Genomic DNA, 25,660 nt, shown 5'->3' with positions numbered 1-25,660 from the left:
TGCTGTGGGGTCCGTGATGTCCGCCAACACCATTGAGCATAACCGCAATCGGTATAACTTCTCCGGCGTGGAGTCGATCTGGCTGTTTGGCTACGGATCGCTGATCTACAAGGTGGATTTCCCGTTCCTGGAGCAGCGCCCGGCCTCGATTCGTGACTGGGAGCGACGGTTCTGGCAGGGCTCCCACGATCACCGGGGCACGCCTGAGGCGCCCGGCCGGGTGGTGACCCTGGTGGAGAAGCCCGGGGCCGTCTGCAAGGGCATGGCGTTCCGGGTGTCGCCCAATGTGTTCGAGCATCTGGATGTGCGGGAGAAGAACGGCTACCTGCGCTTCAGTACCACGCTGACGTTTGACGATGGTCGTCAGGCCGAGGGCCTGGTCTACATTGCCACCGAGGACAACGAGGCTTTCCTTGGCCACGCACCGGATGCGGATATTGCCCGCCAGATCGCCATGGCCTCCGGCCCCAGCGGCCCCAATGCCGAGTATCTGCTGAGGCTGGCAGATTCGCTGCGTGCCCTTGGTGCCGATTGTCCCCATACTTTCGCCATTGAATCCCACCTGCACTCAACGGGAGAAAACAGCCGGTCCGGGGGCTAATGGGCCACGTAGCCGGGCTTGTCCTGCAGATCCTGCCATGCTGGCTCCGGCGAAGGGTTGAAGCCCCTGGCGGGTGACCTGCGCCGCTGCTGAAGGCCAATCAGTATCAGCGGCACCACGATCATCAGGCTGCCGGCCAGGAACCACAGGTCCGGCACTTCTCCGAACCAGATCCAGCCAATGCCGACGGCCCAGATCAGCCCGGTGTATTCGGCGCTGGTGACCTGATTGGCAGCCACCTGCCGGTAGGCCAGCAGTACGGTAATGTTGTAGCCCAGGATGAACAGGGAAGAACCCATGGCGCTGACGAGCATGCCGGAATTCCAGGGCGCGCCTTCCCACCAGGCCAGGGCGCCCGCCGCTGGCAGAATCAGCAGGTAGTTCAGGAACAGCTTGTGGACGGTGGTTTGCTGCTTCGGGAGTTTGCGGACCAATACGGCATTGATGGCCAGGGTAAAGGCGGAGGTCAGGGCTGCCACGGCGGCCCAGTTGAATTCCACCGGGCGCAGGATGAGTATGATGCCGGCGAAGCCGCTGAACACGGCGGTTACGCTCAGCGGTGTCAGCTTTTCCCGGAACAGGAAGACGGAGAGCACCATCACCAGGATAGGTGCGGCGTAGAACACGGCGTTGGCGGTGGCCAGCGGCAGGTTGCCGAGGGCGATGACCATGCACAGGATGCCGGCCAGGTGGATGTGGGCCCGGGCGGTGTGGATTTTGAGCCCGGCAAACAGGTTTTTCCGGTCCAGTTGCCCGGCCAGTGGCAGCAGAAATCCGAGGGTGATCAGGCAGCGCAGGAAGGCAAACTGGAACACCGGGGCGCCGGGTTCGAGCAGTTTGATGAATACGTCAGAGATCAAGGCCATGGCGTTGCCGATGATAAGCAGAAGAATGGCACTGTTTACGGTTTTTCCTGACATATTCTTTCCCTCCGATCTAAAACTCTGGGTGCATGAGCGCGGGCAGGAAATGGCTTCCGAAAACCGCTGCAAGTACATCCCTGTACGCTTGCTTTCCGCCATCCGTGGCTCCAAGCATTTTCGGAAGCCATTTCCTGCCCGCGCTCCCCTGACTCGCACGGAGATTCTATTTGGGTTTTAATATCCGATAAAATGATCTTTATTTGTAAGGTATTAGAAAAATAGATAATGAAACTGCCACCGCTGAAAGCCCTGCCTGTCTTCGAAGCCGTTGCTCGCCTCAACAGCTTTTCGCTTGCTGCCGACGAGCTGGCGGTGAGCCAGAGTGCGGTGAGTCATCAGATCAAGCAGTTGGAAACCTATCTGGGGGAACAGCTGTTCTGGCGCAGTGGCCGAACGCTGTCGTTGACCGACGAGGGGCGGCAGTATCTTGATGCAGTGAGTTCAGCCTTGCTGCAGATTGAACGAGCCAGTGAGCAGGTGTTGGGCCATGAGGAATCTCGGCTGCGGTTGTCGGTGTTCAGTTCCTTTGCGGTGCGTTGGCTGGTGCCGAGGTTGCCGGATTTGCAGCGGTTGCACCCGCAGCTGGATCTGGCGCTGGAGATGAGCAGTGAGAACCCGGTGTTGTCGGATCGGGTGGCGGACTGTTTTATCACCATTCACCGGAATTCGCCCGCGTACAGCTATGAGTTGCTGTATGTGGAGCGGCTGTTTCCGGTTTGTAGTCAGGATTATTGGCAAAAAATCCGGCGGGAGCTGGGGCGTGAGGGGGCGGATGGCGATGAGGCGCCGCTGACGCCGGATGAAGTGGCGCGGTTTCCGTTGTTGTCGACCCACAGTATTTTCGAGAAGCCGGCCGGCGACTGGGAGGTGTGGTTCAAGGCGGTGGACCGGCCTATTCCGCAGGGAGTTCGCGTCCAGCATTTCAGTCACATGCTGCTGGCTCTTGAGGCGGCAAGATTTCATCAGGGCATCGCCCTCACCAACGATTACATGCTGAGTACCCGTAAGGACTCGGAAGATTTTGTGCGGTTGCCCATCCATCCGGTAATGACCGGGGATCAGTTCTACTTTGCCTGGAAAACCAGTCGTCGCCAGGAACGGGGTATTCAGTTGTTGCGGCGCTGGCTGGTGAGTCAGGCCATTGAGGGCGGGCTGCGGGGTGAGGCGGACTAGCCGCGCTCCAGGGTTTCCCAGACTTCGATGGCGGCGGCCAGGTCTTCCAGCGAGGCGCCCACGGATTTGAACAGGGTGATGGCCTGATCGTCCGTGCGTCCTGGTTTCTTGCCCCGCAGGAGTTCCGCCAGCTCAGCCCGCAGGTCCGCCTTGCTGAACGCGCCTTCGTCGATGGCCTGCAGGATGTCGCCGGCCTCGCCCAGGGCGCCGGCGTAGGTGTCCACGAAGACTTCGCTGCGGGCCAGGCACTGGCTGTCGGTTTCCCGCATGGAGGGCCGGAATGCGCCCACCAGATCCAGATGGCTGCCCGGCTGCAGCCACTCACCCCGGACCAGTGGGTCGGTTGAAAGGGTAGCGCAGCTGATAATGTCTGCTTCGGGTACTGCGGTTTCCAGATCGATTACCGCCTGACAGTCGAACCGGTCCCGGAATTGCTCGGCCAGGGCCGTGGCCTTGTCGGGGTTTCGGCCCCAGACCCGTACCTTGCGGATGGGCCGAACGGCGGCGTGAGCCTCGATCAGCATGGGCGCCAGTTTGCCGGTGCCGACCACCAGCAGCGATTCGGCATCCTGCCGTGCCAGCTCCCGGGCCGCCAGGGCCGAGGCGGCGGCGGTCCGCCGGCTGGTGAGGGCGCTGCCGTCGATACAGGCGAGCGGTGTGCCATGCTGGCCCTCGCAAAGGATATACAGGCCGGATATGGCGGGCAGGCCGGCATTGGCGTTCTGGGGAAACACGTTGACCATCTTCATGCCGATGTAACCGGTTTCTTCCCAGGCCGGCATCAGAAGCATGGTAGCCTCACCGTCCGGGCGATGCATGGCGTGATGGTGTCGTGGTGGGGCTTCGACGCCCTCACGGAAGGTGGTGGCCAGACGTTCGATCAGTGCCGGCCATGCCAGCGCGCCGGCCACCTCCTGTGCAGAAATAACTCGCATAGACCTTAACCCTGTTTACGACTTGCCAATCGCTGGATTTCGCCAATGATACCGCGACGGAATACCAGCACGCAGACCACGAAAATGGTGCCGAGTATTACCTGCACCCAGGAGCCAAAGGCAGACAGTTCGTGGCTCAGGGCCCCCACGGTAATGGCGCCAACGACCGGGCCGAAGACCGTGCCCAGGCCACCAACGAGCGTCATCAGAATGACTTCGCCGGAGGTCTGCCAGTGCGCGCTGGTAAGTGAAGCAAACTGGAAAATGATGGCCTTGGTGGCGCCAGCCAGGCCGGCCAGGGTGGCGGAGATCACAAAGGCCAGCAGTTTGAAGTGGTCGACGTCGTAACCCAGGGAGAGGGCGCGGGACTCATTTTCCCGGATCGCCTGCAGTACTTCACCGAAGGGGGAATTGATGGTGCGATAGATGATGCCGAAGCCGACGAGGAAGATGGCAAACACAAAATAGTACATGGCGTTGGAGTCGGTCAGATCGATCAGGCCGAACAGATGTCCGCGGGGAATGCCCTGCAGCCCGTTTTCGCCGCCGGTGAAGGGCATCTGCAAGGCCAGGAAGTAGATGATCTGTGCCAGTGCCAGGGTCACCATGGCGAAGTAAATACCCTGGCGGCGAATAGCCAGGAAGCCGAAGACCGCGCCGAGCACCATGGCAAATGCCGCACCGGCGAGTATGCCCAGCAGTGGGGTAAAGCCCCACTCCTTGGTGACGTAACCGGTAATATAGGCGGCGCCGCCGAAGAACGCGGCGTGGCCGAACGAGAGCAGGCCGGCGTAGCCCAGCAACAGGTTGAAGGCACAGGCGAACAGTGCGAAGCACAGCAGGTCCATGACGAAGACCGGGTAGGCGTAAAGGGGCGCTGTCAGGCCAGCCACCAGCATGAGGATAAAGAGGATGCGGTTGGTCATGGCGCTTACTTCTCCTTACCGAACAGGCCGGCGGGGCGGAACAGCAGTACCAGCACCATCAGGAAGAAAATGACAGTGCTGGCGGCGGGCGGGTAGAACACCTTGGTCAGGCCTTCAACCAGTCCCAGGGCGAGGCCGGAAAGAATGGCGCCCATGATCGAGCCCATACCGCCGATAACCACCACGGCAAACACCACGATAATCAGGTCTGCCCCCATCAGCGGGCTGACGGAATAGATAGGCGCAGCCAGAACCCCGGCCAGGCCAGCCAGGCCAGCGCCGAAGGCGAAGGTCAGGGTAACCATGAGGGGGACATTCAGCCCGAAGGCCTGGGTCAGGTCAGGGTTTTCCACGCCAGCCCGAAGTCGGGAGCCCAGTTTGGTGTGTTCGATGACCCACCAGGTGGCAAAACAGACCACCAGGGAAAACACGATGGCAAACAGGCGGTAGGTGGGGAAGTACATGAACCCGAGGTTGACCACACCGCTGAGAGATTCCGGCTGGCCCGGATAGGGCGTGCCGGAAACATTGAAATAGTTGGAGAACAGGCCCTGAAGGATGAGCGTGATACCAAAGGTGAGCAGCAGCCCGTAAATGTGGTCGAGCTCATAGAGCCGCTTGAGCATCAGGCGTTCAATCAAAACACCGAGAATACCGACGATAACGGGCGCCACCAGCAGTGACGCCCAGAAACCGATCTGAAGGCTGATTCCGAACCATTGCTCCAGAAGAGAATAACCGATGAGGGCGATGAACGCCCCCAACATGTACATGGCGCCATGGGCAAAGTTGATGATATTCAGCAGGCCGAATATCACCGCCAGCCCCAGGCTCAACATGGCGTAAAACACACCCACATTCAGCCCAAGCAGCGCCTGGGCCAGTATGACCTGTATCGACACGTCGGCTATCTCCCCGAAAGCAGTGGTCGGTCCTGCCGTTAGTTAACCAACCGGCATTTGGATTCTGACAACGGAATGTACGCCTCTTCCGCCGGAATCTTCGATACAACCCTCAACAGGTCCCATTCGCTTTCGGACTCGGAAGGCTTTTTCACCTCAACCAGATACATGTCGTGCAGCATTGAGCCGTTCGGCAGGATGGAGCCGTTTTTCACGAACATGTCGTTCAGGGTCATCTCACCCAGCTTGGCACGAACCGTATCGCTGTCGTCGGTTCCGGTTTCCTTGACCGCTTTCAGGTAGTTGGTGACGGCGGAGTAAACCCCGGCCTGAACCATGGTGGGCATGGCACCGTGGCGCTCATAGAAACGCTTGGACCATTCCAGGGTTTCCTCGTTCTGGTTCCACACGAAGGCGGTGGTGAACTGCAGCCCCTGGGCGATGTCCAGGCCCATGCTGTGCACGTCGGTGATGAAAACCAGCATGCCTGCCAGCTTCTGCCCGCTCTGCACGATCCGGAACTGGTTGGCCTGCTTGATGGCATTCACCGTGTCCTGCCCGGCGTTGGCCAGGCCGATGACATCGGCGCCGGACGACTGGGCCTGCAGCAGATAGGAAGAGAAATCATTCGTGGACAGCGGCGCGTTGACGTTGCCAACCACCTCACCACCCAGGCTCTTCACCACCGCGCCGGTGTTATCCCGCAGGGAATGGCCAAAGGCATAGTCGGCGGTAATAAAGAACCAGCTCTTGCCGCCGTTCTTGACCATGGCTGTGGCGGTGCCGACCGGCAGTGCATGGGTGTCATAGACATAGTGGATGCCGTAGGGCGTGCATTGTTCCTCGGTGAGTGCCGTGGTGCCGGCCCCAGTGTTCAGAGTGATGGTTTTCTTGTCGTTGGCCAGTCCCTGCACGGCCAGGCCGACCGAGGAGTTGTCGAGGCCGGTGATCATGTCGACTTCCTTGGCGTCGATCCACTCGCGCGCGGTGCTGGCCCCGATGTCCGGCTTGTTTTGGTGGTCGGCGGAGATGACTTCCACCGGCTTGCCCAGTACGGAACCACCAAAGTCCTCGATGGCCATTTTGGCCGCGACCACGGCGCCTGGGCCTTCGAGGGTCTTGTAAACCCCGGACATGTCGCTCAGTACACCGATCTTGACTTTGCCGTCGGTCAGTTCGGCGTTTGCAGTGAGCGGTACGGCCAATGTAGCCATTGCGATGGCGCTTGCCAGACCTTGTTTCCAGTGCTTGAACATAGTGGGTTTCCTTTTATTGTTAGATTCAGGGTCGGTGCGCTTCTGGCGTACCAGGCCCACAGGCTCAGACACTCAAGTGCCTGTTCAACTGCTCTTTTTTCGCCTCAAGATCGGCGGCGTCAATCTGTTCCACCACCTGACCGTGTTCAATCACGTAGTGACGGTCCGCCAGAGGCGCGGCAAAACGAAAATTCTGTTCTACGAGAATAATGGTGAAGCCCTTCTCCCGCAGCTTGCGAATCACCTCATCCAGGGATTTCAGGATTACCGGGGCCAGTCCTTCGGTGATCTCGTCCAGCAACAGCAGGGTGGCCCCGGTACGGAGAATGCGGGCGATGGCCAGCATCTGCTGTTCACCGCCGGAGAGCTTTGAGCCCTGGCTTTTCCGGCGTTCCTTGAGGTTCGGGAACATGGTGTAGATCTCGTCCACCGACAGGCCACCCTCGGCCACCACCGGCGGCAGTTCCAGGTTTTCATCGACATTGAGAGAGGCAAAAATCCCACGCTCTTCCGGGCAATAGCCGAGCTTGCCCACGTGCGCGATCCGGTGTGTGGGCATGTTGATGACTTCCGTGCCATGAATCTTGATGGAACCGGTACGCCGGCCCACCAGGCCGAGAATGGCCTTCAGGGTCGTGGTGCGTCCGGAGCCGTTGCGGCCCAGCAGGGTAATGACCTCGCCTTCGTGCAGGGTCAGGTTCATGCCATGGAGAATGTGGGACTCGCCGTACCAGGCATGCAGGTTTTCGATCCGAAGCAACTCCGGGCGTTGATCAGGCGGCATCGGTGGTCCCCATGTAGGCTTCCATCACGGCAGGGTTGGTTGAAACGGTGTCGTAATCACCCTCGGCCAGTACCTCGCCGCGGTTGAGCACGGTAATCGTGTCGGCGAGGGTGGCGACCACATTCAGATTGTGCTCTACCATCACGATAGTGCGGCCTTCGACCACCCGCTTGATCAGGTCAGTAACCGTGCTCACGTCCTCGGAGCTCATGCCCTGGGTGGGCTCGTCGAGCAGCATCAGCCTGGGTTTCAGGGCGATGGTGGTGGCGATTTCCAGGGCCCGCTTCTGGCCGTAGGGCAGTTCCACTGCCTTGGTGTCGGCAAAGTCGCCGAGTTCCACCAGTTCCAGGGTGGCCTGGGCCTCCTCGTTCAGCTGATCCAGCACTCGCTTGGAGCGCCAGAACTGGTACGAAACCCCCAGTGTCCGTTGCAGGGCAATGCGCACATTTTCACGGGCGGACAGGTGCGGAAACACCGCCGAGATCTGGAACGAACGGATCAGGCCTTTCTGGGCAATTCCGGCGGGCCGGGAGTGGGTAATGTCTTTACCGTCGTAGATGATCTGGCCGGCACTGGGCTTGAGAAACTGGGTCAGCAGGTTAAAAAACGTGGTTTTACCGGCACCATTGGGGCCAATCAGGGCATGAATGCTCCCTGTCTGCACTTGCACGCTGACATTGTTGATGGCGGTAAAGCCCTTGAAATCCTTCTGCAGATTACGGGTTTCAAGAATGATCGGAGACGGCGTTGCCTGTGTGCCCTCAGCCTGGTCGTTCACGGAAATACACCCCTTTCGGTTCAAGCCGGCGGCTGGTGTGCCGCAGGATCGTTATTCGTTGTTATTCAGACTTTTTTCTGAAAAGGTTGCAGATACTGCCAATGAAACTGACATCAAGTAATAGTCGGAGGGTGTGACGTCTGTCAAGAAATGACGGGAGGCAGGGCGCCTCCCGGAAGGGGAAAACCGGCTTCAGAGATACTGGTAACGCAGCAACCGGTGTTTGATCCGCTCAAGGATGACCTGATCAATCACCGCGGCCAGCACGGCGATCACCAGGATGTTGGTCATCACCCCGGTCATGTCGGCGATTTCGCCGGAATAGGCCAGGGATTTACCCAGGCCGGCACTGAAGCCCACGATCATTTCAGCGGAAATCAGTGCCCGCCAGGCGTTGCCGAAGGCCAGTTGGGCACCGGTAATCAGCTCCGGCGTGACGGCGGGAAAATACACCCGCCTGAGCATCTGGAATTTCGAGGCGCCCATCACCCGGGCCGCGGAGATATGGACTTTCTCCACACTTTCGGTAGCGTTCATCACGCTCAGGGCGGTGGGGAAGAAGGCGCCAATGGCCACCACCACGATGATCGGCAGGTTGCCGAAGCCCATGAGGATCAGGAACAGCGGCACCCAGGCGATGGAGGGGATCGACTGCAGGATGATAATGGCAGCCTTCAATGTGCTGCGCACCGCATTCAGTGTGCCCCCGACCAGCCCGACCAGAATGCCGAGCACAATCGCCGAGCCATAGCCGGCACCCAGGCGGGTCATGCTGTTGCCCAGCCCTTCCCAGAAGGTCGGGCTGTTGAACTCTTCCCACAGCCGGACAAACGCCGCAGGCACGTCCGGCATCAGGAAGTCCGGCAGGAACCAGGCCGCCACCTGCCAGAAGAACAGGATGACGGCGATGGCGACCACGTAGGCCCGTTTGCTGGCAACGCCGGTGGCTTGATTAGCACTCATGGTTAGAGCTCGCGGGCCTTCTGCCAGGACAGATCAAGCAGCGCATCAACGTTGAATTCCTTATCCGCCGGCAGAATGCCCTGGGCCTGCATGATGCTGGCCAGTTCCTTCATCCGGCCGATGTCCTTCCCGGACAGCTGGGCGCTGAAGTCGTTGGTCTTGATGGCGGAGGTAATCACTTCCTCGGCCGGAATCCTGCCCTGGTCGCGTGATTCCACGAACTCATCCTTGATGAAGTAGTCGGTGATCAGCGGAGCGGCTTCCGCCGGCTGGTTTTCAAGCATCTCGATCGCCTCACGCTGGGCATCGAGGGCCGCCCACACGGCGTCCTTGCGGTTTTTCAGGGTATCGGCGGAGGTGATAACCACCATGCACGGGAACGGCCAGACGTCACCGATCTGATAGATCTGCTTGACCGGCGCCACCAATTGGGCAATGCGGTCATAGGGTTCGAACAGGAAGGCGGCATCCACCCGGCCGCCAACCAGGGACTGAACGGCAACCGCAGGCGCCACGCCCATGATGTTCAGCTCTCCGGAATCCAGGCCGGCGTTGTCCAGCATCACGCCCTTGAGCACGATGTCGGCTGTGCTGCCCTGCTTCTGGGAAGCCAGGGTCTTGCCTTTCAGGTCGGCCACGGATTCGATGCCGGAATCTTCACGCACCAGCAGTGAGTGGTAACCACGCTGGGCGCCGCCGACGATTTTCAGGTCGGCCCCTCGGGACACCCAGGTAAAGGCGTTGGAGAAGCCAAGCACACCGATGTCGAGCTGGCCACCCACGATGCCCTTGATAAGATCGGTGCCTGAGCTGAACTCGATCAGCTTGGCGTCCAGTCCGTACTTTTTGTACAGGCCCGCTTCATAGGCCAGCATGGCCTGGGCATCGTCCATAACCCGGACATAGCCAACCCGGAATTCTTCTGCGGCGGAAACGGGACTGGCAATCGCCAATGCCAGAACAGCGGTAAGTAACCAGCGAATCATGCAGTTTCTCCTTGCTCAACAGGAGTTGAGGTTGTGTCGGTATCGATACCGAGCAGGTTCAGAACGTCGCGACGGATATCGGCGAAGGCCGACAAGTCGTGGGTCTTGGGAATGTGGCCCAGAGTGATTTCTTCGAGTACGACAGCCGGGCGGTTGCTGAACACCAGCACCCGGTCGGCCAGGTAAAGCGCTTCGTCAACATCGTGGGTGACCAGAACTACGGTCGGGCGTTCTTCTTCGATCAGGTCTTTCAGAACGCTTTGCAGGGTCATCCGTGTGAGGGCATCCAGTGCGCCAAACGGTTCATCCAGCAGCAGCACCTGTGGCCGGGCAATGAAGGCCCGCGCCAGGGCGCAGCGCTGGCGCATGCCACCGGACACCTGATGCGGGTAGTAATCCTCGAAACCGGTCAGCTTGACCCGCCCCAGCCATTTGCCGGCCTCGTTCCGGGCGGTCTGTTTCGGCTGGTTCTGGAATTCAAGGGCCAGCGCCACGTTTTCCAGCAGGGTCATCCAGGGATAAAGCGCGTGCTCCTGGAACACCAGCGTCCGCTCGGGTGAGGGGCTGGACACGCCCTGGCCGTTCGCGGTGAGCGTGCCGGTAGAGGCACTCTGCAAACCGGCCACCATGTGCAGCAACGTGGACTTGCCGCAGCCAGACGGGCCAACAAGAGCGACGATCTCACCGGTCTTGATGGTGGTGTCAAATTGCTTGATGACATTCAGGTCGCCGAAGCTCTTGGTTACCTGGTCGAATAGGAGTTCCATATAGCCTGCCAGAATATGTTTATATTCTAAAAAAGAATAGATAAGGTTAATTTTATAACTACGAGCGCAAAGTTAAAAGTGGATTATGCATTTGTACCTATTTCTCGGGCCGGGCAGGGAACCCGTGACCATGACTTTGCGTCAGGCCTACATAAATCGGTACAGGACACCATCAGTTGGAAAAGAGGTAATTATGAGAAAATTGCTGACGGCCGCCCTGCTGGGCATTGGTATCGTGGGTTCACTGCCGGTTGCAGCCCAGCCGCCGGGCGACCAGCTCCCTCCCGGGCTGCAGAAAAAGGTCGAGCGGGGCGAGCCGTTGCCACCGGGCTGGCAGAAGAAAGTGAATTACCGGGAAGGGGATTACCTGGACCGCGATCTGCTGCGCTACGGCACCGTTGAAGACATTGACGGCAATCGCCAGAGAGTGCGCATTGAGGACCGGGTCTATACGATCATCCGGGATACCCGGGAGATCCTCGATATTCTGGATCAGTGAGCCCAGCGGGCCGTGGGTGCGGCCCGCTCCTTAACCGGGATCATTCTCTGGCGGGGCGCTCAACGACCTTGCGTTTGCCTTTGGCACAGCGCGAGAGCGCTTTCAGGCCGTCGGCATCGAACGCATCCACGCGGATCACATCATAGAGCGCTTCCAGTGCTTCCAGCAGTTTGTCACATTCGTCTGCTTTCACCACGCCCTGGGCGCAGGCCCAGTCCACCAGTTCCTTGCGCTGATGGCCCATCAGCAGGTCAATGCCGCCCAGCTCATCTTCATCGCGGTTACGCATGGCCTCATGCAGCCGGCTGCGCATGTCCGCCGTCTCGTTGGCCAGTTTGTAGGCATTGAGTACGCGCCCGAGCGGATCTTCCGGGTCCATGGTGGTGTAGGCGCCACGGCTGACCCGCTGACGCAGCGGGGTGTCCTTGACGATACTTTCGGCCACTGTCGCACCGAGCTTGTCGTCCGGGCCATTCAGGCCGGTGGCACCCAGCGGGAACACCAGCAGCCTCAGGGGCCAGCGCAGTGCCGGTACCGGGAAGTTGATAATGGCTTCACGCATGGAGCCCTGCAGATCCCGCAGACAGGTCTTCAGGCACCATTCCACCAGGGGGCGCTGGTCGTCGGGGTAACCTTCCTCATGCCATTGCTTGATCACCGCCGTGGCGTAATACAGCTGCACCAGGCAATCCGCCATGCGGCCGGAGAGCCGCTGCCGGGCCTTGAGGCCACCGCCGACCGTGAGCAGGGTAACGTCGGTCATCAGCGCGAAGGCCGCCGAGAACCGCGCGAGCTGGCGGTAGCTGGATTTGATATTGCCCTGGCGCGGCACCGATTCGATCAATCCCCCGGTCAGACCCAGCAGCAGGGCCCGCAGGGCGTTCCGGGTGGTGTGGGCCAGATGGCGATAGAAGATGCCATCGAATTTCTTCGCGGCCTTGTCTTCATCGTCCATGCCTGCAGCTTCGATTTCCTCAACAATAAAGGGATGGCAGCGGATGGAGCCCTGGCCGAAGATCATCAGGCTGCGGGTGAGGATATTGGCGCCCTCGACGGTGATCCCGATGGGCACCGCCTGGTAGGCCCGGGCGAGGAAGTTACGGGGGCCGGTGATCACGCCGCGGCCGGCGACCACATCCATGGCGTGGTTGATCACTTCCCGCATCAGGTCAGTGTTGCGGTATTTCAGCACCGCTGAGGGCACCGAAGGCCGCACACCCCGGTCCAGCATGCCGGAGGTGAGCAGCCGGGCGGCGTCCATCATGTAGGTGTAGCCGGCAATGGGTTCCAGCGCTTCCTGCACACCCTCGAACTGGCTGATGGAGCGGCCGAACTGTTCCCGGGTGTAGGCGTAGGAGCCTGTCGCCAGGCTGGCGACCTTGCCGGCACCCGTGCCCAGGGCCGGCAGGGATATGGAGCGGCCGATGGACAGGCACTCGAGCAGCATGGTCCAGCCCTTGCCCAGCATGTCCTGGCCGCCGATGACCTGCTCCATGGGAATGAACACATCGTTGCCCCAGGTCGGGCCGTTCATGAACACGGTGTTCATGGGCAAGTGGCGGGGGCCCGCATTGACGCCTTCGGTTTCCCGAGGCACCAGCACGCAGGTCACACCAATCTCTTCGTTATCGCCCAGCATTTTGTCCGGGTCGTAGACCTTGATGGCCAGGCCGATCAGGGTCGCCACCGGGGCCAAGGTAATGTAGCGCTTGTTCCAGGTGACCTTCAGGCCCAGCACTTCCTTGCCGTTCCACTCACCCTTGCAGACGATACCCTTGTCCGGAATGGCGCCGGCATCGGAGCCGGCCACCGGAGAGGTCAGGGCGAAACAGGGGATCTCGTCGCCACCGGCCAGTCGCGGCAGATAGTGCTGTTTCTGTTCATCGGTGCCGTAATGCATCAGCAGTTCGCCGGGGCCGAGGGAGTTGGGAACCATCACGGTCACCGCCGCCGACACACTGCGGGTGGAGATTTTCATCACGATTTCGGAGTGGGCCGTGTTGGAGAAGCCCAAGCCGCCATCTTCTTTCGGTATCACCAGACCGAAAAAGCCGTTTTCCCGGATGAATTTCCATGCCTTTTCGGGCAGGTCGTAATGCTCGTGAGTGATCTTCCAGTCGTCGAGCATTCCGCAGAGCTTTTCCACCGGGCCATCCAGGAACGCCTGCTCCTCGCTGGTGAGGTGGGCCGGTTTGGCATCCAGCAGCTTGCCCCATTTGGGCTGGCCGGAGAAGAGTTCGCCATCCCAGTCCACCGAGCCGGATTTCAGGGCCTCGGCTTCGGTATCCGACAGTTTTGGCAGGCGATTGCGCACCCAGCCCAGCAGTGGTCGGCTGAGCTTGTCGAGGCGCAAATCACCGGGGATCACCAGAATCAGCGCCAGGGCGAGCAGAACGCCGCCGCACAGGATGCTGAGAAGATGCCAGTCATCCTGAAACAGGCCGACAATGGTGGCAATGGACATCACCGCGGCGGCCGTGGTGCCGCCAATGCCCAGATAGATCAGTACCAGGGCACTGATGATCAGGAGAAGAACACTCATGGGACAGACCTCCATATCGTGAATGCAAACAACCGGAAACTGCTCATAACCATCGGTTAAAGTCTTTGCGGTTGCAAGGGGGACGCAGCCGGGATGTAAAGATTGATTGCAATGCCATGCTATTAATTTCCGGGGCAGTGTCCACGACAGGGCCATTGCCATTCGTGACGCCGTGCTGGTGGAGAATCACCGCGCGCTGCAGGACACCACCGTCTCGATCGGCAAACTGGCCGAAACCCTGGAACAGGCGTCCCGGACAGTTCAGCGGGTCTCTGAAGACGGCGCCAATATCGGGAAGATCATTGAAGTGATCAGCGCCATCGTGGAGCCGGCCAACCTGCTGGCGCTCAATGCCGCCATTGAAGCGGCCTGCGCCGGGCAATTGCGTTCCCGGGTCAGCGTGTTCCGGCTCAAAGGCTGAGGCCACAAATCAGCAGGGCCAATGTCGCCAGCAGCACGGCGACATTGAGGCCGAGGAGGGTATTGAGCTGCCGGGGATCGGCCACAGCCGCGGGCAGTTTCAGGCTGATCCACAGGGCCGCCGGAGTTGGGGCCAGGGCGATGGCGGTCCATAGCGGCAGCCAGTCGGCCAGGATGGCTGCCCCCAACACACCGTAACTGCCCGAAAGCAGAACGCCGACGAGCCTGCCCGCCGCCGGTTGACCCAGAGTGATTACCAGATGCCGGCGTCCGACTTGCCTGTCTGCTTCGGCATCGGGGATCTGGTTGATCAGCAACAGCTCGCTCGTCAGAAGCAGGCTGATCAGCGAAACCGTAAGGCCCGTCACGTCGATCCGGGCGCCCAGGGCAATCAGGCTGCCGAGAATCATTACCGGGCCGAACCCCAACCCCGGCGCCAGCAGGCAGACGATGGGCGAACGGGTAATCCAGCGGGTATAGGTCAGTACCAGTGCCACCCCGGCGGCCCCGAGCACCAGCATCGGCAGGCCCCGAAGCCAGAGAAAATACACACCGATTGCCACCACCAGCCCCAGCGTTCCCAGGGCTGCCAGCAACACCCGCCGGGCAGCGGCGGGTACTTCCGGAAGCGCCCCGCTGCCGCCGGAAAACGGCGTGCGGCAGGTGATCAGGTCCAGGCCGGAGACAAAGTCCTCGTATTCATTGAGCAGATTGACGGCAGCGTGGGCGAGCAGGGCGCCGATCAGCACCAGCAGGGTGTCCAGCAGGGCTGGCGGTGTTCCCTGTTGCCAGGCCAGGGCCACCCCTGAACCGGCACACAGAGGGGCCAGTATCAGGAAGTTGGGGCGAGCGGCGCGCATGACGGCAGCAGTTTCAGACATCGAAGCCTTCCTCGGCAAAACCGGCCTGGCAGGTGATCAGACGTAGCCGGCCGCAAAGACCAGCCCGAGTACCGTGGGCATTACCACCAGGCTGCCCAGGTTGCTCAATAATACCAGTGAGGCGACCTTGTGGGGCTCCTGGTTGTACTGCTCCGCCACCAGGTAATTCAGCACCGCCGGGGGCAGGGCTGCAAAGACCCACAGTGCCGCTACCTGCAAGCCCGGCAGGTCCAGCACCGTGATCATGGGCCAGGCCAGGATCAGCCCGCTGGCGGGGCAGGCGATAGCGCCGAGCAGGCCGAGTTTCCAGTCGTTGAAGTCGATTTCCAGCATCCGGACGCCCAGGGCAAACAGCATGAGCGGGATACTCACCTCACCCAGCATGTTCATGCTGTCCAGCAACCAGCCCGGAAGCGAAAAGCCACTGAGGTTGACGGCCAGGCCGGCGATACAGGCGAAGACGATCGGCAGCCGGAGGCGTTGAACGATCGAGGAATGGGGGTCCAGCATGTACAGGCCGATGGTGAAGTGCAGCAGCATCTCCACAATAAACAGAACAATGGCCGCCGGCAGCGCGGCATCGCCGAATGCCAGCAGCAGAACGGGAATACCCATGTTGCCGGAGTTGTTGAACATCATCGGCGGCAGGAAGGTCTTCAGGTTCAGCTTCAGTGCCTTCGCCAGCGGGTACAGAAGGATGCCCGAGCCGAGCACCACCACGGTAGCGCCAAGCGCGAGCCTGGCATAATCCTGCATGGGGGCCTGCTGGTCGGCCAATACCGCGAACACCAGCAGGGGCATGAAGAGTTCCATGGTCAATACGTTCAGACCACGGATATCCGGGCTACGGTAGCGGCCGTAAAGGGCGCCACAACCGGTAATCAGGAACACCGGGGCCATCGTGGAAAGGATCTGGCCAAGCATCGAAGGCTCCGAAACGCGTTGAAAGAATTTTGAATGAATAAACGGTTAGGTTCGCAAGTATCGGGCCGTGAGGGCAAGCACTAATCGCCGATGTTCGACCAAAGCCGGAGCCTTGAGGTGGATGGCAAGCCTCCAGACCCGGTTGCGATGGCCCGCGTGGCCCACCACAATATGTCTCGTCCGCCTTTCAACTCGCCGTGGAGAGCCCCTGTGTCCAGCCACTTTGATCAGCCCGTTGCCCGTGAAAATACCTGTTCCGTGAAATTCGACGCCCGCAAGGCGGTCTTCGGCACGGAGGAGGTCATTCCGGTTTGGGTGGCTGACATGGATTTTGCCGCGCCCGAGGCGGTCACCCGGGCGCTGAGTGAACGGGCGGCGCACCCGGTGTACGGCTACACCCTGTTTCCCGACAGCCTTTACCAGTCGATGATTGACTGGTTTGCACACCGGCACGGCTGGGAGATCCGCCGGGAATGGATCCTGATGGCACCCGGTGTGGTGCCCTCGCTGAACGCCGCCTGCATGGCCTATGCCCGGCCGGGCGAGGGGGTGATTATCCAGCCGCCGGTGTATCCGCCGTTTTTCAGTTCCGTCCGGCACAGTGGCCGGACCGTGATCGAGAACCCGCTGGTGCCGGAAGCCCCGGACAGCGTCGACGCGGGCCACTACCGGATGGACCTGGAGCATCTCGAGCAGTGCGCCGCCCGGCCCGATGCCCGCATCCTTCTGCTGTGCTCGCCCCACAATCCGGTCGGGCGTGTGTGGGCAGAAGTGGAGCTCAGGGCGGTGCTCGACATTGCCCGCCGGCACCAACTGGTGGTGGTCTCGGATGAGATTCACTGCGACCTGACCTATCGTGACAAACCCCGCCACACCATGCTGGCCAGGCTCGCCGGGCCGGACGACGCCCTGGTGATGGCGGTGGCTCCGAGCAAGACGTTCAATATGCCCGGCCTGGGGCTGTCGGCTCTGGTGATCCCCGATGCCGACCGGCGCAACGCCATGAAGGCGGTCTTCGAGTCCATGCATCTGCCCCAGTGTAACCCGTTCAGTATTGCCGGCTTTGAAGCCGGTTATCGCTACGGCGCCCCCTGGCTGGATGAGCTGATGGTGTACCTGCAGTCAAACCGGGATTGGCTCGTGGAGGCGGTTCGCCGGCGCCTGCCTGGCATCCGGGTATCAGCGCCCGAGGGCACCTACCTGATGTGGCTGGACTGCCGGGAGCTGGGGCTGGATGATGCCGGCCTGAAGCGGTTCTTCGTCCGGGATGCCGGGGTCGGAATGAACCCCGGGGTGTCCTTTGGTGACCAGGGCAGTGGCTTCATGCGGCTGAACATCGGCTGCCCCAGAGCCGTGCTTGAAGAGGTCCTGGGCCGGATTGAAACGGCACTCGGGAAGCTCGGCCCGGATCACTGATCCTTCACAGAGCAGTGATCCGGCACCGGTTTCCAGTGAGGTGGTTCGGCTATGCCGGGCATGTCGCCGTGGGTGGGCCGGATCGCCTCCCAGACCTTGCCGCCATGGCGGGCCAGGCTGCCCACCAGGTAGCTTCGGGAGAACAGCCAGGGCTCGGGTGGCTCACACAGGGCCTGCACCTCATCCTGGCCCGGGGCCGGCGGTTGCCCGCTGGTGCCGGCTTTCGGGGCGTTTGGCTCAGGAGTGCCGCTGGCGTTTGCGGCTCTGGCACCGCAATCCGGAGCCGACGCCAGCCGCTTCCAGTCAAAGGCGCTGCCCGGCTCCTTACCCTCCTGAAGCGTGCGGGATTCAAACCAGTCGCCCTGATAAAACACCACACTGCCCGCCGGGTAATACTTGCTGGGTACCCACCCGGCCTGCTCTGGATCGCAGGGTGCGGCCGCGGTTGTCAGGGCGACAGCCAGCAGCAGAAGGGTCGCGAATCCCTTGCCCAGGGCCTGGCGAACAGATTCAGTCATGATGATCTCCTTTTCGTTACCGATCTTTGATCCGGTAGCCGGCACGTTTGCCGGTCTGGGTTGCCAGCAGGAGCCCGGCAAGAATCAGCAGGCCACCGATAATGTGAAATACCCCGAGGGACTCTTCCAGAAAGACGCCGGCCAGCACCGAGGCGAAAACCGGGGTGAGGTACATGAAGATGGCCGCCCGGGCCGGGCCAATTTGATGCACCCCGTGATTCCAGAAACCATAGGCCAGAATGCCCGGAAAAATCGCGAAATATAGCAGCGGCAAGGCGGTGTCCTGTGACAGGTCAAAGCCGCCGGAAAACAACACCAGGTCGGTCAGGTAAAACGGCAGTATTACCAGTGTACCCAGCAGTATCTGGGTGGTCAGAAAGGTCAGGGCCGGCAGTGGCACCGCCTGGCGGCGCAACAGGACTGAAAACAGCCCCCAACTGAATACCGCCGCCACCATGATCAGGTCGCCAGGCTGGGCCTGCAGCCCGGTAAGCACCGAGAGATCCCCGCGGGCTACCACCGTGGCTATGCCGATGATCGCCAGGCCGATACCAACGGCCTGGATCGGGCGGGTCCGGTCGCCCAGCAGAATCCAGGCCAGCAGCGCCACGAAAATCGGGATGGTGGCATTGATCAGGGCGATATTGGTGGCCGTGGTGGTGGTTGCCGCGAAATACAGCAACGAATTGAAGGCCGCGACACTGAATGTCGCCAGGGCCAGCATGGAACCGAACCGCTGGCGGATAACCTGGCGGTGGCGCCAGATACCCGGAAGCCCGAAGGGCAGCAGAATGGCCAGCGCGATAATCCAGCGCCAGAACGACATGGACAGGGGCGGGATGCTGTCAACCGTGCCCCGTGCCACCACGGCATTACCGGCCCAGAACAGGGGCGTGAGAACCAGGCCAATGTAGGCCAGACCTGGCATTCGGGACACGATTCCGGCGTTTTCCGTGGGCACACAGACTCCTGATTGTCTTGGGTTGGGTCCGATAAAACGCATAGGATACTACGCTCCCGCCGCGTCTGCCTCCCGCTGCCTCCGGACAGTCATCGGGTCGCCAGTGACAAAGGTTTAATCCGGCTTTCATGAAGTTATCGCAAAACTTCGGGACAGTATCCGCGCAACCTGGTTCGGAAGTGCTATGTTGCAGGTATCAGACACTTATATCCGGTAAAGGAGAAGACCAATATGGATCTTTTGCGAATTCTGATTGCGATTCTGTTGCCACCGCTGGGCGTTTTCCTGCAGGTGGGGATCGGCAAGCACTTCTGGATCAATATCCTGCTGACCATCCTGGGCTATATTCCCGGGATCGTGCATGCCGTCTACATTATTGCCAAAAAATAGCCGTCTGGTGTCCCGTCCGGGTAGGCCACGGGCAGGGCGCTAGTGTCTGACATGCCAAAGATCGTCCTTCCGGAACGCCCTGTGCTCAGCCTCCAGCTTCAACAGGTGCGCCAGGGCTGACCGTGCCGCCACCCCGTGAATGGCTGTCGGTACATCGTCGTAGGCTTTTGCGGTCAGTGCTTTGAGATCCGTGGGTGTCAGCGCCTCCAGAGCCCGGGCCACCTTGTGTTCCCGGGACAGACGATGGGTAATCAGAAAATCGATTACCGCCTCTGGCTGACCCATCAGAAATCCGTGGGCCGGTGCAATATAACGCAGTGGCTCTGCCAGCAAGTCATACAGTGACTCGATGTAGGCCTTCATATCGCCATCCGGCGGATTAATCACCACGGTTGACCCCTGCATGATGTGATCGCCGGAGAACAACAATGCCTGGTCCGTCAGCAGGTAACACAGGTGATTGGAGGCATGCCCCGGAGTGTGCAGCACCTTCAGGATGCCGGCTTCGGTCACAATCAGATCGCCATGCTCCGGTTCGTCATCGGCCCGGAAGGTCTGGTCCTGGCTCGCGCCTTCCGGCGCCGGCCAGCCGAATACCCGGCATCCGGTCCGTTCTTTGAGCGCCGCCACGGCGGGGGAATGATCTTTGTGGGTGTGGGTAACCAGCACCTGGTCAATCACCCCACCGGTCACCTCCAGTATGCGTTCGATATGCACCTCATCCGCCGGGCCCGGGTCAATCACGGTAAACCGCTCGTGGCCCAGCACATAGGTATTGGTGCCCGGCCCGGTCATCATCCCCGGATTGGGCGCTGTCAGCCGTATTACCCCGGCCGCCACCTCAACCGGTTCGCCGGGAATGATCTCCGCGTGGGTTGAGCCTTCGCCCTCCGGGTCCAGTTTGGCCGCCTCTTCGTAAGCGGGCGCACCCGGCTCCAGTGTTACCGCCTTGCCCTTTTTCAACGCCGGCCAGGGCTGACTCGGATGCGGCTCCGGCGGATTGGCGTGGGCATAACGCATGAGCACCTCGGTGGTCTCGAAATCGCTCAGCATCCGCAAGGTCCGGATGGTCGGCAGCCCCAGCAACCGTTGGCCTCGCCGGTGATCCTCCAGGGCCTGCTCCGGGCGAATCCAGACCTGATCGATGGTCTCGATGCCGTCATGACCGGCCGGTTGCCCTTCAGGCGCGGTTGTCACGAAAAACCGCGTATCAAACCGCCGCGGCGGCCCCGGTGGCGTAACCCAGTGGCCCAGGTAGGCCAGCCGGTCCAGCGGGATCGACAACCCATGTTTTTTGCACAGATCCGCCAGCGACAGGTCACCGTCAAAGACCGCCTGCCGATCACCATGGGCCGGATGATCACCGTCCACCAGCTGCCCCTGCTGATCCACCGCGAGTAGAATCCCGGACTCCTCAAAACATTCGCGAACCGCCGCCAACATGTAATCCGCGCCGCCCTCGTCGACACTCATGGTCTGACTGATCTCCGCGTCGCCGGGCCCGATCACATGCTCACGCCCATGGGTCTCATGCTCCTCGACCCGGCCTCCGGGAAACACAAAATAGCCGGGCATGAACACCGCATCCCAGGTGCGTTGCAGCAACAGGACTTCAATACCGTCTGACGTATCGCGGGTAAGAACCAGTGTGGCGGCAGGGCGAATATCCATAGAGTTCCATCTTTCAGTCATAATTATTGGGTGCGCGGGAGTAATACGAACGATGGCATGGAAGGGCTTTCCAAAACTGTGCGGAGCCATGGATGGCGGAGCCCAAGCGTCACAGGGATGTGCCGCAAGGAGCGTGTTTTGGAAAGCCCTTCCATGCCGTCGCTCCACCAAAACTCAAGGCGCAGACGTTTAACATCAAGATAACCGATTTAAACCGTAAGATCCCAAGATGAACACTAAAAGTCGAACAGCGTATGATTCGCCCCCGGATCCCCAGTGAAAACAGGAACCCAAGTGGCCCGAATCAAACTCTCCTTCCCGGACGACGTCTTCTGCTTTGAAACGAGAATGCCGGTCAGAATCACTGACATCAACGGCGCTAACCACCTCGGCAACGACGCCCTGATCTCCATGCTCTCCGAAGCCCGGGCCCAGTTCATGGTCAGCCATGGCCTGCACGAATCCAGCAAGGACGGCACCGGCATCATCGTCACCGACCTCGCCACCATGTACCAGTCCGAGTCCTTCTTCCCGGAAATGCTGCGCTTTGAAGTAGGCGTTATGGACTTCAACAAATACGGCGGGGATTTCGTGTTCCGGGTCACCAAGGCCGAAAGCGGCCAGCCGGTGGCGCTGGCCAAGTACGGCTTCGTGTTCTTCAACTACCAGCGCAAGCAAGTGGTGCCGGTGCCCGAGAGCTTCCGCGTGCGCTTCATCTGACCCCAACGTCCTGCCGGAGCCGCTTCATCCCGGCCCGGTAAAAGACATAGGCCATGGTGCCGGCCAGCAGGTTGCCCACCAGGGCGCCGGACATCAGGCCGGTCAGGCCGCTCAGTTGCGACCCCAGCCACAACAGCGGCAGGTAACAGACAAACAGCCGCAGGGTAGACACCAGCAAGGCCCGCAGGGATAGCCCCAGGGCATTGCACACCGACACCATCAGCATGCACACGCCCAGGCCGCAGTAACTCAGCGGCACCCGAACCAGATAGATGCCGAGAATCTCCTGTACTTTGGCATCGCTGGTGAACCATGTTGATACCAGCCCCGATGCGGCGAGCCAGATCAGGCCGATGGCCAGTTGCCAGCCGACTATGAAGCGCACGGCAATGCGTACCAGGCGGCGGATTTTCTCGATTTCTCCGGCCCCGAGCATGCGCCCGATCATCGGTGGCATGGACATGGTCAGGGCCAGCACCACCACAATGGAGAAGAACTCCAGCCGGGTACCCAGGCCCCAGGCGGCCACCGCAGCCGATCCGAAACCGGCCACCAGCGCGGTGGCCAGCATGGCCGAGACCGGCGGCATCAGTTGGCTGACCATGGCTGGCGCCATGACGCTGCCCAGTTGCCGGAAGGCGGCTGTAAGCTGCAGTTGCCGAAGATCGAAGCGCAGCCACTGCCGGCGGATCAGGGTCGGGTACACCATGGCGGCACCGATTCCGAAAGCGGTGATGGTGGCCCAGGCCGCGCCAGGCAGTCCCCAGCCGAAGACGAAGATGTACAGCGGGTCCAGGGCGATGTTGAACAGGCTGGTGGTGATCATCATGTAGCCGGGGATTTTGGTATTGCCGTTGGAGCGACAGACGGCGTAGCCGAAATAGAGCATGGCGCCGGCCCAGGCGGACACCAGCCAGGGGGCCCAGTACTCACGGATCAACGGTCGCAGTGCCGCTTCGGCGCCCAGAAAGTCCAGAATCAGGGGCTTCAGCAGCCAGACCGAGACACACAGGATCAGCGCCAGCGAGGCGCCCACGGTTATCACCAGGCCCCCGAGCCGCTGCGCGCGCAGTTCGTCACCCTGCCCCAGGGTGCGGGAGATGATGGCGGTGGTCGCGATGCCGAGACCCACGTACATGCCGCTGACCAGCTGCTGCATGGGTACGGTGAAGCCCAGTGCCGCCAGCGGGTCCCGCCCGAGTTGACCCACGAAGGCACTGTCGGCCAGCTGGAAGGTCATCAGGGACAGCACCCCGAAGAGCATGGGCCAGGTCATGTTGTAGAGCTGGCGGGCCAGGCTTGGGTTTTGGGTGGTTGTTGGCACGGGGTATTTGGGGCCTTGGGTTGTGGTTCAGGCTTTGGGCGGGGATTCTAACAGGTCTTGGCTTGGGTGTTAGCGAAGCAGCCGGTGCGGCTTTCCAGGGCACGCCGTGAACCCATCCATGGGGGCTTGGCATTGCCATCCCTGGCAATGCACAGTCCTGGAAAGCCGCACCGGCTGCTTCGCCCGAGCTCAGGCGTTATGGCCAAGCGCCTGATTACTGATCGAGCCTTTTAAAGTGCCTTTAGCGCCGCATCGTAATCCGGCTCGTTCTTGATTTCATCGACCAGTTGGCTGTGCAGAACCTTGTTGTTTTCGTCCAGCACGACGACTGCCCGGGCGCAGAGGCCGGCCAGGGGGCCGTCCTGGATGGCAACGCCGTAGTCCTGCTGGAAGCTGTAGTTCCGGAAGGTGGAGAGGGTTTCGACGTTTTTCAGGCCTTCGGCGCCACAGAATCGGGCGGCGGCGAAGGGCAGGTCGGCGGAGACGACGAGGACTACGGTGTTGTCGAGGCTGCCGGCTTTTTCGTTGAATTTGCGGGTGGAGGCGGCGCAGACGCCGGTGTCGATGCTGGGAATGATGTTCAGTATTTTGCGTTTGCCGGCCCAGTTATCGATTTTGACCTCTTCCAGGCCGCTGTTGGTCAGGGTAAAGGGGGGCGCGTTGTCGCCGGTTTCGGGGAATTTTCCGCTCAGCTCAATGGGGTTGCCGTCGAGGTTGACGCTGCTCATGGGATGCTCCTTGGTGTCTGGTTTAGAGTCTTACGTACTCTGTTTAGCTCACTTTGGATGATTTTGCATCTGAAGCTTTGGTGGCTGGACTGCTGCGGAACGGTTATCCAAAACACGCTCCTTGCGGCACATCCCTGTGGCGCTTGGGCTCCGCCATCCATGGCTCCGCACAGTTTTGGATAACCGTTCCGCAGCAGTCCCCATGCCTTGGAGTAGCCTACGTTTTCTCAGTTGAACTTAACTGCTGGTTGCGCTTTGTGGTTCGAAACCCTCGGCAGGATAACGCTGAACCAGCAGCAGATAACAGCCCATGGCCAGGGCGGCGCAGGCGGCGATGATGGTCGCCATGACCAGGGAGGTGCCGTCGTGCAGGTGGCCGACGAGCATGCCGGCAACGGCAGCTATGGCCATCTGGGTGAAGCCGAACAGGGCGGAGGCGGAACCGGCCATGGTGGGGAAATTGGCCATGGCCCCGGCCATGGTTTGGGGCAGGACCATGCCGGTGCCGATCATGAACAGGGCCTGGGGCAGGATGACCGCCCAGACGTTGAACACTTCGCTCACGGCCAGTGCGGCCATCAGGCCACCACCGGCCATTGCAATCAGCAGGCCGCGAACCAGGATCTGGTCGGGCAGCAGTCGGCTGCCCAGGCGAACGGCGGTCAGGTTGCCGACTACATAGCCGGCAACCATGCAGGCGAAGTAGAGGCCGAACTGTTCTGTCGGCACGCCCAGGAAGTCGATCAGTACAAACGAGGAGCCGGACAGGAAGGCGAACAGGCCGGAGAAGATCAGGGCGTTGGTCAGGGTATAACCCAGAAAGCTGATGTCCCTTGCGATGGTCCGATAGTTCCGCAGCAGGCTGCAGAGTTTCAGGGATTGGCGGTGCTCCGGGCGCATGGGCTCGGGAATGCCAAACGCGACCACTACGGCCATCACCAACGCATAACCACCAAGCGCCAGAAATACCGATGACCAGCCCAGGCTGGCGGTCATTAGCCCGCCAATGGTCGGTGCGATAGCCGGTGCCAGTGCCATGATGCTGGCCAGGATAGCAAGGATCTTGGCGGCTTCACGGGGTGTATAGATGTCGCGAACAGCCGCCCGGCCCAATACCGGTCCTGCCGAGCCACCGAGGGCCTGCAGGAAACGGCACAGGATCAGGGTTTCGATATTGGTGGCCAGGGCACAGCCGATGCTGGCAATGGCGAACAGCACGAATCCGCCAATCATGATCGGTTTTCTGCCGAATCGGTCTGCCAGAGGCCCGCAAATCAATTGGGCGATGGCGAAGCCCACCATATAGAGACTCAGTGTCAGCTGGACCTGATCGGTACCGGTGCCAAAGTCTGAACCGATCTGAGGCAGCGCCGGCAGATACATATCCGTCGCCAGCGGCCCGAGAGCCACAGCGGCAGCAAGAAGTATCGTTGTCCAGACACTGGTTAAAGTCAGCATGGTTTTCCTGATGCGTTATCGAAAAGTTACACCAGGTCGGGTTGGGGGTGGCTTTTCGAAACTGTGCGGAGCCATGGATGGCGGAGCCCAAGCGCCACATGGATGTGCCGCAAGGAGCGTGTTTCGGAAAGCCACCCCCAACCTGACCGATTGGCAAGTGACGAGCAGTCTAGGCGAGGGAAAACAGAAAGATAACGCCATAAGGGCTCATACA

At 60.9% G+C, this 25,660-nt stretch carries 26 protein-coding genes; 7 read left to right on the top strand and 19 right to left on the bottom strand.

The window, feature by feature from the left end:
- Positions 1 to 16 precede the first annotated feature (16 nt).
- Entirely contained in the window at positions 17 to 601 is a 585-nt protein-coding gene (locus tag msub_RS15125; RefSeq protein ID WP_048496781.1) for a gamma-glutamylcyclotransferase, read from the top strand.
- Here the strand turns inward: msub_RS15125 and msub_RS15120 are convergent.
- Positions 598 to 1,521: a DMT family transporter gene (locus msub_RS15120; RefSeq protein ID WP_048496780.1), complete on the bottom strand. Its 924-nt coding sequence runs from the start codon at positions 1,519 to 1,521 to the stop codon at positions 598 to 600. The genes msub_RS15125 and msub_RS15120 overlap by 4 nt on opposite strands.
- Before the next feature lie 228 nt (positions 1,522 to 1,749).
- Between msub_RS15120 and msub_RS15115 the strand changes: the two genes are divergently transcribed.
- Complete coding sequence (locus tag msub_RS15115) at positions 1,750 to 2,697, top strand: LysR family transcriptional regulator (protein ID WP_048496779.1); 948 nt, start codon at positions 1,750 to 1,752, stop codon at positions 2,695 to 2,697.
- On the opposite strand, the gene msub_RS15110 is transcribed toward msub_RS15115, so the two are convergent.
- The 9 genes from msub_RS15110 to msub_RS15070 all read right to left on the bottom strand — a co-directional run bounded on the left by msub_RS15110 (position 2,694) and on the right by msub_RS15070 (position 10,994).
- Entirely contained in the window at positions 2,694 to 3,632 is a 939-nt protein-coding gene (locus msub_RS15110; RefSeq protein ID WP_048496778.1) for an ornithine cyclodeaminase family protein, read from the bottom strand. The genes msub_RS15115 and msub_RS15110 overlap by 4 nt on opposite strands.
- Positions 3,633 to 3,637: 5 nt before the next feature.
- Complete coding sequence (locus tag msub_RS15105; protein WP_048496777.1) at positions 3,638 to 4,558, bottom strand: branched-chain amino acid ABC transporter permease; 921 nt, start codon at positions 4,556 to 4,558, stop codon at positions 3,638 to 3,640.
- Positions 4,559 to 4,563: 5 nt separating this feature from the next.
- The gene (locus msub_RS15100) at positions 4,564 to 5,460 is read right to left on the bottom strand and encodes a branched-chain amino acid ABC transporter permease (protein WP_048496776.1); all 897 of its coding nucleotides are present in this window, start codon (positions 5,458 to 5,460) and stop codon (positions 4,564 to 4,566) included.
- A 38-nt stretch (positions 5,461 to 5,498) separates the two neighbouring features.
- Positions 5,499 to 6,716, bottom strand: a complete 1,218-nt coding sequence (locus msub_RS15095) for an ABC transporter substrate-binding protein (RefSeq protein ID WP_048496775.1) — start codon at positions 6,714 to 6,716, stop codon at positions 5,499 to 5,501.
- 64 nt (positions 6,717 to 6,780) lie between these two features.
- On the bottom strand, positions 6,781 to 7,500 hold the full coding sequence (locus msub_RS15090; protein ID WP_048496774.1) for an ABC transporter ATP-binding protein: 720 nt from the start codon (positions 7,498 to 7,500) through the stop codon (positions 6,781 to 6,783).
- The gene (locus tag msub_RS15085; RefSeq protein ID WP_048496773.1) at positions 7,490 to 8,278 is read right to left on the bottom strand and encodes an ABC transporter ATP-binding protein; all 789 of its coding nucleotides are present in this window, start codon (positions 8,276 to 8,278) and stop codon (positions 7,490 to 7,492) included. The genes msub_RS15090 and msub_RS15085 overlap by 11 nt, the downstream gene beginning before the upstream one ends.
- Before the next feature lie 192 nt (positions 8,279 to 8,470).
- Positions 8,471 to 9,241 (bottom strand): ABC transporter permease, encoded by a 771-nt coding sequence (locus tag msub_RS15080; protein ID WP_048496772.1) that lies wholly within the window; start codon positions 9,239 to 9,241, stop codon positions 8,471 to 8,473.
- Positions 9,242 to 9,243: 2 nt separating this feature from the next.
- Positions 9,244 to 10,227, bottom strand: a complete 984-nt coding sequence (locus msub_RS15075) for an ABC transporter substrate-binding protein (RefSeq protein ID WP_048496771.1) — start codon at positions 10,225 to 10,227, stop codon at positions 9,244 to 9,246.
- Positions 10,224 to 10,994: an ABC transporter ATP-binding protein gene (locus tag msub_RS15070; RefSeq protein WP_048496770.1), complete on the bottom strand. Its 771-nt coding sequence runs from the start codon at positions 10,992 to 10,994 to the stop codon at positions 10,224 to 10,226. Before msub_RS15070 ends, msub_RS15075 begins: the two co-directional genes overlap by 4 nt.
- Positions 10,995 to 11,187: 193 nt before the next feature.
- On the opposite strand from msub_RS15070, the gene msub_RS15065 reads away from it, so the two are divergent.
- The gene (locus msub_RS15065) at positions 11,188 to 11,493 is read left to right on the top strand and encodes a hypothetical protein (RefSeq protein ID WP_048496769.1); all 306 of its coding nucleotides are present in this window, start codon (positions 11,188 to 11,190) and stop codon (positions 11,491 to 11,493) included.
- 40 nt (positions 11,494 to 11,533) lie between these two features.
- On the opposite strand, the gene msub_RS15060 is transcribed toward msub_RS15065, so the two are convergent.
- Positions 11,534 to 14,035 carry an acyl-CoA dehydrogenase gene (locus msub_RS15060; RefSeq protein WP_048496768.1) on the bottom strand — a complete coding sequence of 834 codons (2,502 nt, stop codon included), beginning with the start codon at positions 14,033 to 14,035 and terminating at the stop codon, positions 11,534 to 11,536.
- Between the two features lie 106 nt (positions 14,036 to 14,141).
- Here msub_RS15060 and msub_RS22485 point away from each other — a divergent pair, with 106 nt between their 5' ends.
- Complete coding sequence (locus tag msub_RS22485) at positions 14,142 to 14,456, top strand: methyl-accepting chemotaxis protein (protein ID WP_048496767.1); 315 nt, start codon at positions 14,142 to 14,144, stop codon at positions 14,454 to 14,456.
- Here the strand turns inward: msub_RS22485 and msub_RS15050 are convergent.
- Both msub_RS15050 and msub_RS15045 read right to left on the bottom strand, forming a co-directional pair.
- A complete protein-coding gene (locus tag msub_RS15050) occupies positions 14,446 to 15,336 on the bottom strand; it encodes a prenyltransferase (protein WP_048496766.1) in 891 nt (296 codons plus the stop codon). The genes msub_RS22485 and msub_RS15050 overlap by 11 nt on opposite strands.
- Before the next feature lie 36 nt (positions 15,337 to 15,372).
- Entirely contained in the window at positions 15,373 to 16,260 is an 888-nt protein-coding gene (locus msub_RS15045; protein ID WP_048496765.1) for an AEC family transporter, read from the bottom strand.
- Positions 16,261 to 16,470: 210 nt separating this feature from the next.
- Between msub_RS15045 and msub_RS15040 the strand changes: the two genes are divergently transcribed.
- Complete coding sequence (locus msub_RS15040; protein ID WP_227506746.1) at positions 16,471 to 17,676, top strand: MalY/PatB family protein; 1,206 nt, start codon at positions 16,471 to 16,473, stop codon at positions 17,674 to 17,676.
- On the opposite strand, the gene msub_RS15035 is transcribed toward msub_RS15040, so the two are convergent.
- Together msub_RS15035 and msub_RS15030 are read right to left on the bottom strand one after the other, a co-directional pair.
- Positions 17,670 to 18,194, bottom strand: a complete 525-nt coding sequence (locus msub_RS15035) for a hypothetical protein (RefSeq protein ID WP_048496764.1) — start codon at positions 18,192 to 18,194, stop codon at positions 17,670 to 17,672. The genes msub_RS15040 and msub_RS15035 overlap by 7 nt on opposite strands.
- A gap of 16 nt (positions 18,195 to 18,210) precedes the next feature.
- Positions 18,211 to 19,155, bottom strand: coding sequence for a DMT family transporter (locus msub_RS15030; RefSeq protein ID WP_156182779.1), 945 nt, complete (start codon positions 19,153 to 19,155; stop codon positions 18,211 to 18,213).
- 231 nt (positions 19,156 to 19,386) lie between these two features.
- Between msub_RS15030 and msub_RS21235 the strand changes: the two genes are divergently transcribed.
- Complete coding sequence (locus msub_RS21235; RefSeq protein WP_048496762.1) at positions 19,387 to 19,545, top strand: YqaE/Pmp3 family membrane protein; 159 nt, start codon at positions 19,387 to 19,389, stop codon at positions 19,543 to 19,545.
- Between the two features lie 39 nt (positions 19,546 to 19,584).
- Here the strand turns inward: msub_RS21235 and msub_RS15020 are convergent, their stop codons facing one another.
- Positions 19,585 to 21,216, bottom strand: a complete 1,632-nt coding sequence (locus tag msub_RS15020; RefSeq protein WP_048496761.1) for an MBL fold metallo-hydrolase — start codon at positions 21,214 to 21,216, stop codon at positions 19,585 to 19,587.
- A gap of 294 nt (positions 21,217 to 21,510) precedes the next feature.
- Between msub_RS15020 and msub_RS15015 the strand changes: the two genes are divergently transcribed.
- Positions 21,511 to 21,936 carry a thioesterase family protein gene (locus msub_RS15015; protein ID WP_048496760.1) on the top strand — a complete coding sequence of 142 codons (426 nt, stop codon included), beginning with the start codon at positions 21,511 to 21,513 and terminating at the stop codon, positions 21,934 to 21,936.
- Here msub_RS15015 and msub_RS15010 read toward each other — a convergent pair.
- From msub_RS15010 to msub_RS15000, 3 genes are all read right to left on the bottom strand, one after another.
- Positions 21,929 to 23,212 carry an MATE family efflux transporter gene (locus msub_RS15010; protein WP_048497146.1) on the bottom strand — a complete coding sequence of 428 codons (1,284 nt, stop codon included), beginning with the start codon at positions 23,210 to 23,212 and terminating at the stop codon, positions 21,929 to 21,931. The genes msub_RS15015 and msub_RS15010 overlap by 8 nt on opposite strands.
- Before the next feature lie 278 nt (positions 23,213 to 23,490).
- Positions 23,491 to 23,988: a thiol peroxidase gene (tpx, locus tag msub_RS15005; RefSeq protein ID WP_048496759.1), complete on the bottom strand. Its 498-nt coding sequence runs from the start codon at positions 23,986 to 23,988 to the stop codon at positions 23,491 to 23,493.
- 237 nt (positions 23,989 to 24,225) lie between these two features.
- Positions 24,226 to 25,446, bottom strand: coding sequence for a Bcr/CflA family multidrug efflux MFS transporter (locus msub_RS15000; RefSeq protein WP_048496758.1), 1,221 nt, complete (start codon positions 25,444 to 25,446; stop codon positions 24,226 to 24,228).
- Positions 25,447 to 25,660: the final 214 nt, after the last annotated feature.

The sequence above is a fragment of the Marinobacter subterrani genome (assembly GCF_001045555.1).
In the GTDB taxonomy this organism is placed as follows: domain Bacteria; phylum Pseudomonadota; class Gammaproteobacteria; order Pseudomonadales; family Oleiphilaceae; genus Marinobacter; species Marinobacter subterrani.
The sequence above is the reverse complement of the archived record's forward strand: the minus strand, read 5'-3'. Positions and strand labels throughout refer to the sequence as shown.

What these genes read in the sequence shown, in the direction of transcription:
- msub_RS15125 (WP_048496781.1), top strand. Translation starts at nt 17, where the DNA reads ATGTCCGCCAACACCATTGAGCATAACCGCAATCGGTATAACTTCTCC.
- msub_RS15120 (WP_048496780.1), bottom strand. Translation starts at nt 1,521, where the DNA reads ATGTCAGGAAAAACCGTAAACAGTGCCATTCTTCTGCTTATCATCGGC.
- msub_RS15115 (WP_048496779.1), top strand. Translation starts at nt 1,750, where the DNA reads ATGAAACTGCCACCGCTGAAAGCCCTGCCTGTCTTCGAAGCCGTTGCT.
- msub_RS15110 (WP_048496778.1), bottom strand. Translation starts at nt 3,632, where the DNA reads ATGCGAGTTATTTCTGCACAGGAGGTGGCCGGCGCGCTGGCATGGCCG.
- msub_RS15105 (WP_048496777.1), bottom strand. Translation starts at nt 4,558, where the DNA reads ATGACCAACCGCATCCTCTTTATCCTCATGCTGGTGGCTGGCCTGACA.
- msub_RS15095 (WP_048496775.1), bottom strand. Translation starts at nt 6,716, where the DNA reads ATGTTCAAGCACTGGAAACAAGGTCTGGCAAGCGCCATCGCAATGGCT.
- msub_RS15090 (WP_048496774.1), bottom strand. Translation starts at nt 7,500, where the DNA reads ATGCCGCCTGATCAACGCCCGGAGTTGCTTCGGATCGAAAACCTGCAT.
- msub_RS15080 (WP_048496772.1), bottom strand. Translation starts at nt 9,241, where the DNA reads ATGAGTGCTAATCAAGCCACCGGCGTTGCCAGCAAACGGGCCTACGTG.
- msub_RS15075 (WP_048496771.1), bottom strand. Translation starts at nt 10,227, where the DNA reads ATGATTCGCTGGTTACTTACCGCTGTTCTGGCATTGGCGATTGCCAGT.
- msub_RS15070 (WP_048496770.1), bottom strand. Translation starts at nt 10,994, where the DNA reads ATGGAACTCCTATTCGACCAGGTAACCAAGAGCTTCGGCGACCTGAAT.
- msub_RS15065 (WP_048496769.1), top strand. Translation starts at nt 11,188, where the DNA reads ATGAGAAAATTGCTGACGGCCGCCCTGCTGGGCATTGGTATCGTGGGT.
- msub_RS15060 (WP_048496768.1), bottom strand. Translation starts at nt 14,035, where the DNA reads ATGAGTGTTCTTCTCCTGATCATCAGTGCCCTGGTACTGATCTATCTG.
- msub_RS15050 (WP_048496766.1), bottom strand. Translation starts at nt 15,336, where the DNA reads ATGTCTGAAACTGCTGCCGTCATGCGCGCCGCTCGCCCCAACTTCCTG.
- msub_RS15045 (WP_048496765.1), bottom strand. Translation starts at nt 16,260, where the DNA reads ATGCTTGGCCAGATCCTTTCCACGATGGCCCCGGTGTTCCTGATTACC.
- msub_RS15035 (WP_048496764.1), bottom strand. Translation starts at nt 18,194, where the DNA reads ATGACTGAATCTGTTCGCCAGGCCCTGGGCAAGGGATTCGCGACCCTT.
- msub_RS21235 (WP_048496762.1), top strand. Translation starts at nt 19,387, where the DNA reads ATGGATCTTTTGCGAATTCTGATTGCGATTCTGTTGCCACCGCTGGGC.
- msub_RS15020 (WP_048496761.1), bottom strand. Translation starts at nt 21,216, where the DNA reads ATGGATATTCGCCCTGCCGCCACACTGGTTCTTACCCGCGATACGTCA.
- msub_RS15010 (WP_048497146.1), bottom strand. Translation starts at nt 23,212, where the DNA reads ATGACCTGGCCCATGCTCTTCGGGGTGCTGTCCCTGATGACCTTCCAG.
- tpx (WP_048496759.1), bottom strand. Translation starts at nt 23,988, where the DNA reads ATGAGCAGCGTCAACCTCGACGGCAACCCCATTGAGCTGAGCGGAAAA.
- msub_RS15000 (WP_048496758.1), bottom strand. Translation starts at nt 25,446, where the DNA reads ATGCTGACTTTAACCAGTGTCTGGACAACGATACTTCTTGCTGCCGCT.